The organism is Caballeronia sp. GAWG1-1, assembly GCF_023631465.1.
In the GTDB taxonomy this organism is placed as follows: Bacteria; Pseudomonadota; Gammaproteobacteria; order Burkholderiales; family Burkholderiaceae; genus Caballeronia.
Genome location: NZ_JALQDB010000037.1, coordinates 56,883 through 70,947, shown reverse-complemented (window position 1 = coordinate 70,947; position 14,065 = coordinate 56,883). Strand labels below are relative to the sequence as shown.

Here is a 14,065-nt window from a genome sequence, read left to right as displayed (position 1 = left end):
GTAGCAGGTGAGTCGGTCGTTGGCGTGCGTGCAACTCTCCGCATCCACGCCAGGAAAAACGAAACAGTCGGGGCGTCGGAAAAAACATGAACTGCTTAAGGCCCGCTGTTCACCTGACGCCGCTCGTTCGAGGGTTATCGCTCGCGTTCGGTGTCTTTTGTCTTTCGCGTGCGCTGCCGGCTCTGGGCGCATGTGATAACAACGCACCGCAATCCGGCGAGACGGCTACGTGCGATACCCGCGTGCCCAATCCCTCGACCTTGCCGGTCATCGCGGTTTCAGGCAGCGTCAACGTGACGATCGACGTGTTGCCCGGCGCCGAACTCGATGTCGGTAGCAACAGCGGCATCCTCATCCGCGACACGAGCCTCGCAAGCAACAGCGGCACGCTGCGGATCAACGCTGGCGGCGCCAATGCCATGACCAGTCAAGGCATTGGCGCCGGACGAAATACGCTGCTGAACGGCGGCGCCGTCTTTACCGCCGGCTCGGGCGCAGCGGGCATCTTCAACTCCGCTGCCGCGGTCACGATCCACAACAAATCGACGGGCGTCATCCGCACGAACGGTGCGAACGCCGCAGCGATGATCGACTCTCAAAGTTCGGGCAGCGGCACGCTGATCAATGACGGAGGCGTCGCGACGAGCGGCGCGAACTCGTACGGCATGGCCGCCGTGACGCATGGCGATTCCCTCGTGAACAACGGCACGATCACGACGACCGGTGCATTGGCGCACGGCGTCTTTGCCAACGCCAGTGCGGGCGGAAACTTCATCACGAACAATGGCGCGATCGACGTGTCGGGCGATGGTGCGCATGGCATCGCTTCGCTCGATGCCTCGCCAGGCGCAATCACCAACACCGGCACGATCACCGCGCGCGGCGCTGGCGGAACGGGCGCCTCCATCACCGGGCGCGTGTCCTTCGTGAATGCGGCGGGCGCGAGCATCGTGAGTCAGCAGGCAAGCGGGATCGCAGCGAACGGCGGCGGCACGCTCGACAACGCCGGCACGATTCAAGGCGCGACCGGCGTGACGATTGCCAATGGAGCCGAGACGATCAGCAACTCTGGGACGATTCGCGGCGACACCGGTGAGGCCGTCGTGGCGAACGGGCGCATCAACGTGTCGATCAGCAATACGGGCGTGATTGCCGGAAGCGCGGGCGTTGCCGTGCGCACCGATACCGGAAGCGACACGTTCAACATGAACGGCGGAACGGTCACGGGACAGGTCCGCCAGGGCGATGGCATCGACGCCTTCACGATGACGGCGGGCCAGCTCGATTCGCTCGATCAAGGCGATGGACGCGACACGCTCACGATGTCCGGAGGACGCATCGTCGGCGTGTTCGCGAATGGCGATGTTGCGCAAATCACGGGCGGGCGCATCGGCACAGCGGACCTGAACATCGGCAACAACGTCTTCACGATGTCTGGCGGACAAATCGACGGCAACGTCACCGCCGCCCAGAACGACGACACTTTCTCGCTTTCGGGCGGGACGATTGGCGGACGGGTCGATCTCGGCAGCGGCACGAACAAGCTGACCATCACGGGCGGCACGATCGGTCAGGGCGTGACGACGACGAGCGGAGCGGACACGCTCGCCTGGAGCGGCGGCACGATCAGCGGGCCGGTGTCGCTCGGCGCGGGCAACGACACTGCCACGATTCGCAATCTGACCGATGCGACATTCGCCGCGACGACGCGCATCGACGGCGGCGCGGGCATCGACGCTTTGACATTCGACAATTCGCAAGTGAGCGGGCTGAACCGCTTCGTCGGTTGGGAGACGATTACTGCATCGAATGCAACGCAACTCACGTTCGATGCAAACGGCCTGACGCTCGGCGATACCACGACCGGCGCCGGATTACTCGATCTCGATGCGACGAGCACGATTTTGGCGGGCGGCATCGGGCGCGCGGCGATCCAGCCCGCCGTCGTCGGACAACTCGTTACGCTGAACAACGCGGGAACGATCGACCTGACGAACGGCGGCGCGAGTACGAGCGACGCGTTCGTCGTGAATGGCAACTACACGGGCAACAACGGCCGGCTGCTGGTGCAGAGCGTCGTAGGCGCGGACGGCGCGCCGAGCGACAGACTCGTGATTGCGCAAGGCGTGGGCGCCGGGACGACTTCGATTGGCGTAACTAACGTCGGCGGCGCTGGCGGGCTCACGGCGAACGACGGGATCCAGGTCGTGCAGGCAACCAGCGGCGCGACGACATCGGCGGGCGCGTTCACGCTGGCGCATCCGGTAGCGGCGGGCGCTTTCCAGTATTACCTGTTCAAGGGTGGTGTCAGTGACGGAACGGCTGACAACTGGTATCTGCGGTCGAGCGTGCCTCCGGCTCCGGTTACGCCCGCGACACCGACACCGACACCGACACCGGCACCGGCACCGGCACCGGCACCGGCACCGGCACCGGCACCGACACCAACGCCAACGCCAACGCCAACGCCAACGCCAACGCCAACGCCAACGCCAACGCCAACGCCAACGCCAACACCAACGCCAACACCAACACCAACACCAACGCCAACGCCAACGCCAACGCCAACACCGACACCGACACCAACACCAAACCCACCGACTCCAACCGCCGCCGCCGGAACACCACCGCTTCCGCCGCCGCCACCGCCTGGCGCGGCTCCGACGCCGCTTTATCGAACCGAAGTGCCCGTCTACACCGAAGTGCCGATCATCATGCGCGAACTGGCGATCCAGCAAATCGGCACATTCCACGAACGTCAGGGCGAGCAGTCATTGCTAGGCGAAACCGGCGCGCTGCCCGCCGCATGGGCGCGCGTCTGGGGCGGCCACGCGACGCTGCGCAACAGCGGCGCGGCGGACCCGGAATTCAGCGGTGGAATCGGTGGCGCGCAAGTTGGACACGATGTGTACGCCGATGCCAGCTCCACCGGTCATCGCAATCACTATGGCTTTTTCCTCGGCTTCGCGCGCGCAAGCGGCGACGTCAGCGGCTTCGCGCTCGGCTTCCCCAACTCAGCCGTGGGCCATCTCTCGGTCGATGCCTACAGCGCCGGCCTCTACTGGACGCATGTCGGCCCCGGCGGCTGGTACACGGATGCCGTCGTGCTCGGCAGCACGCTCGCCGCCGATCCGGTATCGAACCGCGGCGTCGGCGCCAGCACACACGGCACGACATTCGCCGCATCGTTCGAAGCAGGGCTGCCCATCGCGCTGCCCGCGGGCCTCGGCATCGAGCCGCAAGTGCAACTGATCTGGCAGCACGCGAGTCTCGACGATATCGATGACGGCATCTCGCACGTATCGTTCGATGAAGCGAGCGGTCTGATCGGGCGGCTCGGCCTACGTTTGTTCGCCAACTTCGATGCGGCCGGGACTTCGTGGCAGCCTTATTTGCGCGCGAACCTCTGGCGCTACTTCGGCGCCACCGATACCGTGACCTTCGCCGCATCGACCGTGATTCCGACGAGCGTATCCGCCACGACCGCGCAACTCGGTGCGGGTATCGTCGCGAAGGTGAGCGCACGCGGCAGCGCGTTCGCCAACGTGAATTACACGACGAATATCGGCGGCGCGCGTCGCAGCGCGATCGAAGGCGGTCTCGGCGTGCGGTGGAAGTGGTGAGCGCTCGTTGAAACCTGTTCGCTCGCGTGACTCCATGCATACTATTGGAGACTAAAAGAGCACGAACACAGGAGACGAAGATGAGCAGCGCGCCGCAATGCCCCCTGCACGACGATGCCTCTCTCGCCCCGAACGGCTGCCCTGTCAGCTCGCGCGCGGCCAGTTTCGATCCCTTCGGCGACGGCTATCAGCAAGACCCGCCCGAATATGTTCGCTGGGCGCGCGAGCAGGAGCCCGTCTTTTATAGTCCGAAGCTCGGCTACTGGGTCGTCACGCGCTACGACGACATCAAGGCGATCTTCCGCGACAACCTCACGTTCAGTCCGTCGATCGCGCTCGAAAAGATCACGCCCACGGGTCCCGAAGCCAACGCCGTCCTCGCGTCCTACGGGTTTGCGCTCAACCGCACGCTCGTCAACGAAGACGAGCCCGCGCACATGCCGCGCCGCCGCGCGCTGATGGAGCCCTTCACGCCCGACGAGCTCGCGCATCACGCGCCGATGGTCCGCGCACTCTCGCGCAGCTACGTCGATCGCTTTATCGACGATGGCCGCGCCGATCTCGTCGATCAGATGCTCTGGGAAGTGCCGCTCACCGTCGCGCTGCATTTTCTCGGCGTGCCCGAGGAAGACATGGACACGTTGCGCCGCTACTCGATCGCGCATACGGTCAATACATGGGGTCGTCCGAAGCCCGAAGAGCAGGTCGCCGTGGCGCACGCGGTCGGCAATTTCTGGCAGTACGCGGGCAAGGTGCTCGACAAGATGCGCGAAGATCCGTCCGGTCCCGGCTGGATGCAGTACGGCATCCGCAAGCAAAAGGAGCAGCCCGAAGTCGTCACCGACTCCTATCTGCATTCGATGATGATGGCGGGTATCGTCGCCGCGCACGAAACCACCGCAAACGCGACCGCCAACGCCATGAAGCTGCTGCTGCAACATCCCGACGCGTGGCGCGACATCTGCGACGACCCGAGCCTCATTCCCAACGCCGTCGAGGAATGCCTGCGCCACAACGGTTCGGTCGCGGCGTGGCGGCGGCTCGCGACGAAGGACGTGGTCATCGGCGGCATCGCGATTCCGGCGGGCTCGAAGCTGTTGATCGTGACCTCATCGGCGAATCACGATCAGCATCAGTTCGCCGACGCCGACCTCTTCGACATCCGCCGCGAAAACGCCAGCGATCAACTGACTTTCGGCTACGGCGCGCATCAATGCATGGGCAAGAATCTCGCGCGCATGGAGATGCAGATTTTCCTCGACGAACTCACGCGCCGTTTGCCGCACATGAAGCTCGCGAAGCAGCGCTTTACCTATGTGCCGAACACTTCGTTTCGCGGACCCGAACACGTGTTCGTGGAATGGGACCCGGCGATGAACCCGGAGCGCGCGGACGCGTCGGTGCGCGAGGCGCGCGAAGTGGTGCGGATCGGCGAGCCGTCGGCGCATGCGGTGAGCCGGCCGGTGATCGTCGAAAGCGTAAAGGCGTGCGCGGATCGCGTCGTGCGCGTGCGTCTCGCTTCCGCCGATGGCCGCGCGTTGCCGCGCTGGACGGCGGGTTCGCATATCGATGTCGTCTGCGGCGACACGGGACTATCGCGGCAGTATTCGCTGTGCGGCGACCCGGACGAGCGCGGCGTGTTCGAGATCGCCGTGCTGCGCGAGACGGAGAGTCGCGGCGGCTCGGCATGGGTGCACGGCAATTCGAAGCCCGGCGCGCATTGGCGCATTCGCGGGCCGCGCAATCACTTCCGGCTCGACGAGACCGCTGACAGGCTCGTGCTGATCGCGGGCGGTATCGGCATTACGCCGATCGGTGCGATGGCGCGGCGCGCGCGCGCCGTTGGCATCGAATACGAAGTGCACTACAGCGGCCGCTCGCGCGCGTCGATGGCGTTCGTCGATGAACTCACCGCGCTTCATGGCGACCGTCTGCGTGTGTATGTGTCGGCGGAAGGCGAGCGCATCGACTTCGCGTCGCTGCACGTCGATGGCGGCACGCAAGTCTACGCATGCGGTCCCGCGCGCATGCTCGATGCGCTCGCCGCAGTCAGCGACGCGTGGCCGGAAGACGCGCTCACCACGGAACATTTCGAATCGACACTCAGTGAACTCGATCCCGGCAGCGAGCACGCGTTCGAAGTGGAACTGAAGGACTCCGGCTTCACGCTGACGGTTGGAGCGGGGGAAACTTTGCTTGCGACATTGAGGCGCGCAAACGTCGATGTGCAAAGCGATTGCGAAGAAGGTTTATGCGGCTCTTGCGAAGTGCGCGTGCTCGACGGAGAAATCGATCATCGCGATGTGGTCCTGACTAGAGCAGAGCGGCAATCGAATCGCCGCATGATGACATGCTGCTCACGCGCGAAAAGACCGCGGCTCGTTTTGGAGCTTTGATAATCGGCTGGGGCGAACTTTCTGTGCGGCGCTCGAGCGCATTTAAAAGGTCGTTCATACGCCCGATCTTTATCAATCGTAAAGCCGATTAACCCGAAGGTGAAATGTTGATATTCCGCTCCGTCATCGTTCGTATAAGTTTTTGGAATGTTTTGTGATAACCAAAGCATATTTGTAACGATCCAATTAGTGAATTGTGATCACACGTCTTATCTGCAGATTGCCCGTCCTTATACGGACGGGTTAATGTCATGCAAGATTTCGACTGAATAAGATGATTAATGAACGGCCGTGCGGTCCTTTAGACAATGCATCTGCTGCAATTCAAAGGACTTTTTTACTCCAACTAGGGTTATTACCTAGTAATATGTAATTTATTGTCCACCTTTGTCGTTTAAAATCAGTCTCAATTGGTGCGACGCACAAGCACCATTCATCGAACAACTTCACGTCTCCGTTTGCGCATTCGCACAATATCCGTGCGACGGAGTCGCTTGCTCGCGATTCTTGCACAGCCGGAGGTACGCGAGGTCAAACGCTGAACCTGAGAGATTTTCAATAAGGTCCATTAAATGGACCACTCGATTTTTGCAAGCAAGTTGGTGCACCGTTTGGTGCAAAACTTTCTTAATCGACATTACTGAATTTGTCGTTGCGTCGACTGAATGCATAGGCGCAGCGCGCTAAAGGCTGCATCGCCGCGAACTGGAGGGCGCTTTCCGAACATTTCGGGCAAGCATGCTTTTGCATGACAACTTCGCGCCGCGAGACCGCAAACCAAAAGTGCGGCGCGAGAAGCAATTGAACATCATCAATCTGAGAGAAACGTAACGAGGGCTATCATCAATGACCAAGCGAATTGCAGTGGTAACGGGCGGCATGGGCGGACTGGGCGAAGCCATCAGCATCAAATTGCACGATGCGGGTTTCGCTGTCGTCGTGACGCATTCGCCGGGAAACGCGTCGGCGTCCGAGTGGCTCGCGAACATGGATCGTCAGGGCCGCGCCTTTCGCGCCTACGAAGTGGATGTCGCCGATTACGATTCCAGCCAGCACTGCGTCGCGAAAATCCAGCATGAAGTCGGTCCCGTCGATATCCTCGTGAATAATGCGGGCATCACGCAGGACACGACTTTCAAGAAGATGAGCAAGGTGAACTGGGATTCCGTCCTGCGCACGAACCTCGATTCCGTCTTCAATATGACGAAGCCGGTTTGCGAGGAGATGGTCTCGCGCGGCTGGGGCCGCATCGTCAATATTTCGTCGGTCAATGGATCGAAGGGGCAAGTCGGGCAGACCAATTATTCGGCGGCGAAGGCGGGCATGCATGGCTTCACCAAGTCGCTCGCACTCGAAGTGGCGAAAAAGGGCGTGACGGTCAACACGATCTCGCCGGGCTATCTCGCCACCAAGATGGTGACCGCGATTCCGCAAGACATTCTCGACTCGAAGATCCTTCCGCAGATTCCAGCCGGGCGACTTGGCAAGCCGGAAGAAGTCGCGGCGCTCGTCGCGTTCCTGTGCTCGGAAGACGCAGGCTTTGTGACCGGCTCGAATATCGCCATCAACGGCGGCCAGCACATGCATTGATGAGCAAGGAGCGACGCGTCATGCGTTCAATCGCGCGTGGCGCGTCGATGACGTCCGACATGTCGATACGGGTGAGTCCATGAACCAACTCAGCGCGGATGCCGCCGTCTACAACATCGGTCATCTCGATTCCGCGATCGAGCATCTCGAACAGGTGCTGAATCTCGAAGGCGCGAATTCGCTTTTTTCGAAGACTTACTGGCGCAATCGCGTCGTGCAGGCGCTATCGACGCCGGGACTCGCGCCGAGTCAGCATACGCGGCTTCAGCGGCTGCTCGATCGCATCGCGCAATCCTGAAGCGCAGGCGCTGTGTTTCCTCTGACCCGTGAAGAAAATCGCGGGCGCTTGTAATATGCGGGCCGTACATCAATCACGGCTCATTTCAAGCGTATGTCTTTACCATTCTTCACACTCGCGCGTCTGTGCGGCGCGCTCGCGTTCGCTCTTTCACTCACCGCGTGCGGGACCACGAGCGAAGTCACGGCCGGCTCGCAGCCAGATGTCTACACCGTGACCGGCAAGGCGACCGGCACTCGCATGTCCTGGTCGACCGCGCGCAGTGCCGCAATGGACGCCGCCAACGACTACTGCAAGCAACGCGATCAACGCGTGTCGATCCGATCCGAAGCGACGAGCGGCATACGCTCGCTCGAAGAACAGACTTCGACGGTATCGTTCAGTTGCGTGGCGCGCGCGGAGCAAGCAGCGCGCGATTAAACTCCCGCACCCGAAGGCGCGGGAGCTTCACAGCGACTTACTGGCTTGCGCCTTGCCCGATGCCCGCTTTCTTCTGAGCGTTCTGGACGTCTTGCGGATACGTGGAATCATCGCGCTTCGCGGGGTTGTAGCCCGCGTCTTCGAGCTTCTTCAGCTCGGCATTCTTCTTCGCGCGTGCCTGCTTGCGGGCGGCTTTACGTTGCGCCTTGGTCGACGGTGCGGCTTGAGTCGCGTCCGTCGTGCTGCTGGTCTGGGCAAAAGACAGCGGCGCGACGGAAACACCGAATGCAGCCACGATGACGGAAACGACGAGCTTACTGGCAAGCGTTGCTTTCATATCCTCTCCAAAAGTCGATTGATTCGTGCGGCCGGGACCGGCCGCCGAGGTCGGTTATAAGCACAGTCACAATCAGAAGCACCAGCGAACAGCCAAAGCCAAGCGACCGGCGTGCGCTCACCATTTTGGATTGCGCCGCCCGCCGCTGCCGTGCATTGTAAGGTGGTCCGCGCAATTGTTCAGCAAAGTGAAAGAGCGCGAACGGACGTGCCGGTTTGGGCAACGTCGCGGGTCGAAAGGCGTGTTCGTATTGGGCGATGCCATCAAGCGCCTTCAAGCGCCGTCAAGCGTTTCCAAGCGCCGACCGGTTATGATTCGCACCGGCCTGATTTGAAAAAAATCTTCACATGCGCGTCGGCCGAAGCGCGCAAATACGTGCGCCGCGTACCGAGCGTCATTCACGAAACCATATCCATCGGAGTTGTCCATGCCATTGCGGTCCGGTGTCGATGAAACCACGTTTCGTCGCATTCTCTTGCGAAATATCGCGCTGCCGTTGGGGACGGGCATCGTCACCGCGGTCGCGTTCGTCGCTCTCGTGTTGTATCTGCTCTCGGGCATCGACTGGGTCGAGCACTCGGAACGCGTGATCGGCAATACGCAGGAAATCGGGCGGCTCGTCGGCGAGAAGGAAAGCGCGGTACGCGGCTATCTGCTCACCGGCGACGAGAGCTTCCTCGCGCCTTACGAGACCGCCAAACCCAAGCTCACCGCCGATATCGATACGCTCGCCGCGCTCGTCTCGGACAACACGCCGCAAGTGGACCGCATGATCCGCATCCGCGCGTTGCAGACACAATGGGACAAGGTCGCCGATGCCGTGATCGCCGAGCGTCGCGCCAACGGTAATGCGCTCGCGCAGATGCGTGCCGGAGGCGGTGCGGCGGAACGCGCCGAGACGGTGCGCGAGCTGGACGCGTTTCTCAACATCGAGCAGACGCTGCGAATTCAGCGCGTGGAGTCGGCGAAGGAACTGACGTCCATTACCGTCATCGTGTTTCTCGTGTTGAGCCTGTCGCTTTCAGTGATTCTGGCGGTCTTCGGCCGCCGCGAACTCTTGCAGCTTTCGAACGCGTATGGCCTGGCGCTCAGCGAACACGAGAAGCAGACGCGCGCGTTGCAGGAGCAGGCGTGGCTGCGCGAGGGACAGACGCTGCTCGCGGCGCAGGTGATCGGCAGGCAGTCGCTCGACCAGTTGTGCCAGACGGTGCTCGACTTTCTGGCCGACTACCTCAAGGTATCGATAGGCGCGTTCTACGTCGTCGATGTCGACGGCGCGCTCCGGCGCACCGCGAGCTTCGGCTTCGACCCGGACAGCGAGACGTCGCCGCAGACGCTCGCGGGCGTGAAGAGTCTCGTCGGGCAGGCCGTGCATTCGAAGCGCCTGACGAACGTGGACGAAGTGCCGGCCGGCTATTGGAAGGTCACCTCTTCGCTCGGCTCGGCCACGCCGACGAGCCTCGTCGTCGTCCCGATCGAAAACGAGGGCGAGGCAAACGGCGCCATCGAACTCGGCGCGATGCACGCGCTCACGGAACGCGAGCGCCAGTTCATGTTGTCGGTGGCGGGGAATATCGGCGACTTCGTGGAGGCGGCGCAGTATCGCGAGCGCTTGCAGCAAGTGCTCGAAGAGACGCAGCAGTTGAACGAAGAGTTGCAGACGCAACAGGAAGAACTGCGCACGACCAACGAGGAACTGGAGCAACAGACCAACGCGCTGTCGCAGGCGCAGGTGTATCTCGCGAACCAGAAGGCCGAGCTCGAACAGACCAACGATCAACTCGCGGAACAGGCGCGCGTGCTCGACGAACGCAACGCGGCGCTGAACTCGGCGCAGGAAGTGCTGGAGCAGCGCGCCGAGGCCTTGCAGCGCGCAAGCCGCTACAAGTCCGAGTTCCTGGCGAACATGTCGCACGAGTTGCGCACGCCGCTCAATAGCTCGCTGATTCTCGCGAGACTGCTCTCGGAGAACAAGCACGGCAATCTCACGCAGGATCAGATCAAGTACGCGCAGACGATCTATTCGGCGGGCAACGATCTGCTCAATCTGATCAACGACATTCTCGACTTGTCGAAGGTGGAAGCGGGCAAGCTCGATCTGCACATCGAGCATGTGCCCGTGCAGCGCATCGTGGATACGCTTTCGCGCACCTTCGAGCCGCTCGCGCGCCAGAAGAAGCTGAAGCTCGAACTGCGCAACGAGATCGAGCAATATCCGACGCTCACGACCGACTTCCGCCGGCTCGAGCAGATACTCAAGAACCTGCTCGCCAACGCGGTGAAGTTCACCGACTCGGGCACGGTCTCGCTCACGCTGAAGAACGCGGGCAAGGACGCGGTGCAGTTCGTCGTGACGGATACGGGCATCGGCATTGCGCCGGATCAGCAGGAAGCGATTTTCGAAGCGTTCCAGCAAGCCGATGGCACCACGAGCCGTCACTACGGCGGCACGGGTCTGGGCTTGTCGATCTCGCGCAGTCTCGCGCATCTGCTCGGCGGGTCGATTGCGTTGCAGAGCACGCCGGGCGTGGGCAGCACCTTTACGCTTACGATGCCGGTCATCTATGACGCCCTCACGCCGCCCGTGCAAAACGCGCTCGAACTCGTGGCGCCTGTGCCTGCACCCGCGCCCGTTCCGGTGGAGACGCCCAGTGCGTCACTCGATGACGTGGCCGCGTTGGTCACACCGACGCCCGTGATCGACGACGACCGGCTCGACGCCGCAGCCGCCGGCCGGCGCCTGGTGCTCGTCATCGAAGACGAAGCGAGCTTCGCCCAAGTGCTGCTCGATCTGGCCCACGAGCTGGGTTATCGCTGCATCGTGAGCGGCACGGCGGGCGAAGCGCTGCGGCTGGCGCAAGAACGTTCGCCGAGCGCGATTCTGCTCGATATCGGCTTGCCGGATCGCTCGGGGCTCGTCGTTCTGCAAGAGTTGAAGGCGAACCCGAAGACGCGGCATATTCCCGTGCATGTCGTGTCGGCGTCGGACAGAAGCGAGGCCGCGCTGCACCTCGGCGCGATCGGCCACGCGGTCAAGCCGACCACGCGCGAACAACTCATGGGCATCTTCCAGCGGCTCGCCGACAAGAGCAGTCAGAAGATCAAGCGCGTGCTGCTGGTCGAGGACGATGCGCGGCAGCGGCAAAGCATCGTCGAACTCATCAGCGATCAGGACGTGGAAATCACGCCTGTCGAGTTCGGCAAGGACGCGCTGGAGTTGCTGAAGACGACCATCTTCGACTGCATGATCATCGACCTGAAGCTGCCCGACATGCAGGGTGGCGATCTGCTGCGGCAGATGGCGTCGACGGATGCCTTGTCGTTTCCGCCGGTGATCGTCTACACGGGCCGCAATCTGACTCACGACGAAGAAGCGGAACTCATGCGTTATTCGCAGTCGATCATCATCAAGGGTGCGCGTTCGCCGGAACGTCTGCTCGATGAAGTCACGCTGTTCCTGCACAAGGTCGAATCCGACCTGTCGGCGGATCGCCAGGCGATGCTGCACGTCTCGCGTTCGCGCGACCGCGTGCTCGACGGACGCCGCGTGCTGCTGGTGGACGACGACATCCGCAACATCTTTTCGTTATCGAGCGCGCTGGAGCATCAGGGTTTGAAAGTGGCGATCGGCCGCAATGGTTTCGAAGCCATCGAGGCGCTCGACCGGCACGCGGACATCGACGTCGTACTGATGGACGTGATGATGCCCGGCATGGATGGACTGGAAGCGACGCGACGCATCCGCGAAGATGCGCGCTTTAAGAAGCTCCCGATCATCGCGATCACCGCGAAGGCGATGAAGGACGATCAGGAGCAATGCCTCGCCGCGGGCGCGAGCGATTATCTGGCGAAGCCGATCGATGTGGATCGGCTGTATTCGCTGTTGCGGGTGTGGATGCCGCGGCGAGTCTGAGCGGCTTTAGATGTTGAGCGCGCGCTTGTTCACCGCAAGCGCCGCTTCCCGCATCACCTCCGACAGCGACGGATGCGGGTGCGAGATCATGCCGATGTCTTCCGACGCCGCCTTGAACTCCATTGCCACCACGGCTTCGGCGATCAGATCCGACGCGTTTGCCGAGACGATATGCACGCCGAGAATCTCGTCGGTTTTCGCATCGGCGATCACCTTGATGAAGCCGTCCGTTTCACCAATGCCCATCGCGCGGCCGTTGGCCATCATCGGGAACTGGCCGGCCTTGAACTCGCGGCCCTCGGCCTTCAGCGCCTGCTCGGTCTGACCGACCCATGCAATCTCCGGATGCGTGTAGATCACCCAAGGAATGCAGTTGTAATCGATGTGCGGCTTCTGACCGTTGATGATCTCCGCCACCAGCACGCCTTCGTCCTCGGCCTTGTGCGCAAGCATGGGACCGCGCACGACGTCGCCGATGGCGTAGACGTTCGGCACCTTGGTCGCGCAATGGCCATCGACGGGGATGAAGCCGCGCTCATCGGCGGCGAGCCCGATCGAGTCGAGACCGAGATTCGCCGTATTCGGCACGCGGCCGATGGAGACGATCAGACGGTCCGCATCCAGCGTCGCCGCGTTGCCGTCCTTGTCCTTGTAAGACACGGAGACGCCCGCGTCGCTCGTCTTCACGCTGTCGATCTTCACGCCGAGGTGGATCGTCAAGCCTTGTTTCTTGAATTGCTTGGCGGCTTCCTTTTGCAGCGCGGTGTCGGTCGAGCCTAGGAAGTCCGGCAGCGCTTCGAGTATGGTCACTTCCGCGCCGAGCCGCCGCCACACCGAACCAAGTTCCAGACCGATCACGCCTGCGCCGATCACGGCGAGCTTTTTCGGCACGGAATCGAAGGCGAGCGCGCCTTCGTTGTCGGAGACGATGCGGTTATCCACGGGCACGTTCGGCAAATGACGCGCCTTCGACCCCGTCGCGATGATCACGTATTTCGCCGTATGGCTGCCGTCCTTGTCGCCGCCGCTCACTTCAATAGTGAAGTTGCCGCCAGCCTTGCCCGCGAGCTTGCCATGGCCCTTGAGCCAGGTGACCTTGTTCTTGCGGAAAAGGAACTCGACGCCGCCCGTGATCTTCTCGACGATCGCTTCCTTGCGGCCGATCAGCTTGGTCAGATCCAAACTCACGTTCTCGACGTTCACGCCGTGATCGCCCAAATGCAGTCGCGCATTCTCGAATTCTTCCGACGATGCGAGCAGCGCCTTCGACGGAATGCAGCCGACGTTCAGGCACGTGCCGCCGAGCTTCGGCTTGCCGGCCGGGTTGATCCACTCTTCGACGCACGCGACCGAATAGCCGAGTTGCGCGGCGCGGATCGCGGCGATATATCCGCCGGGACCGGAGCCGATCACGATGACGTCGTAGTCGGCTTTCTCGCTGGATTCGGCTTGAGGCGCGGGCGCGGGTGCTGCGGCAGCGGCCGGTTG

At 62.3% G+C, this 14,065-nt stretch carries 8 protein-coding genes; 6 read left to right on the top strand and 2 right to left on the bottom strand.

All coding sequences use genetic code 11. The features are described 5' to 3' along the window. The first annotated feature begins 86 nt into the window (after window positions 1-86). The 5 genes from NCT03_RS25440 (at window position 87) to NCT03_RS25420 (ending at window position 8,327) form a co-directional block, all read left to right on the top strand. Window positions 87-3,623, top strand: a complete 3,537-nt coding sequence (locus NCT03_RS25440; RefSeq protein WP_250494377.1) for an autotransporter outer membrane beta-barrel domain-containing protein — start codon at window positions 87-89, stop codon at window positions 3,621-3,623. 80 nt (window positions 3,624-3,703) lie between these two features. Next, entirely contained in the window at window positions 3,704-6,019 is a 2,316-nt protein-coding gene (locus NCT03_RS25435) for a cytochrome P450/oxidoreductase (RefSeq protein WP_250494376.1), read from the top strand. An 846-nt stretch (window positions 6,020-6,865) separates the two neighbouring features. Further along, window positions 6,866-7,609, top strand: a complete 744-nt coding sequence (gene phbB, locus NCT03_RS25430; RefSeq protein ID WP_244829882.1) for an acetoacetyl-CoA reductase — start codon at window positions 6,866-6,868, stop codon at window positions 7,607-7,609. Window positions 7,610-7,688: 79 nt separating this feature from the next. Further along, window positions 7,689-7,907: a hypothetical protein gene (locus NCT03_RS25425; protein WP_244829883.1), complete on the top strand. Its 219-nt coding sequence runs from the start codon at window positions 7,689-7,691 to the stop codon at window positions 7,905-7,907. 93 nt (window positions 7,908-8,000) lie between these two features. After that, window positions 8,001-8,327: a hypothetical protein gene (locus NCT03_RS25420; protein WP_244829884.1), complete on the top strand. Its 327-nt coding sequence runs from the start codon at window positions 8,001-8,003 to the stop codon at window positions 8,325-8,327. A gap of 37 nt (window positions 8,328-8,364) precedes the next feature. Here NCT03_RS25420 and NCT03_RS25415 read toward each other — a convergent pair whose 3' ends face one another. Beyond that, entirely contained in the window at window positions 8,365-8,664 is a 300-nt protein-coding gene (locus NCT03_RS25415; protein WP_244829885.1) for a DUF4148 domain-containing protein, read from the bottom strand. A 427-nt stretch (window positions 8,665-9,091) separates the two neighbouring features. On the opposite strand from NCT03_RS25415, the gene NCT03_RS25410 reads away from it, so the two are divergent. Next, entirely contained in the window at window positions 9,092-12,577 is a 3,486-nt protein-coding gene (locus NCT03_RS25410; protein WP_250494375.1) for a response regulator, read from the top strand. 6 nt (window positions 12,578-12,583) lie between these two features. Here NCT03_RS25410 and lpdA read toward each other — a convergent pair whose 3' ends face one another. After that, window positions 12,584-13,993: a dihydrolipoyl dehydrogenase gene (gene lpdA / locus NCT03_RS25405; protein WP_250494676.1), complete on the bottom strand. Its 1,410-nt coding sequence runs from the start codon at window positions 13,991-13,993 to the stop codon at window positions 12,584-12,586. Between the last annotated feature and the right edge of the window lie 72 nt (window positions 13,994-14,065).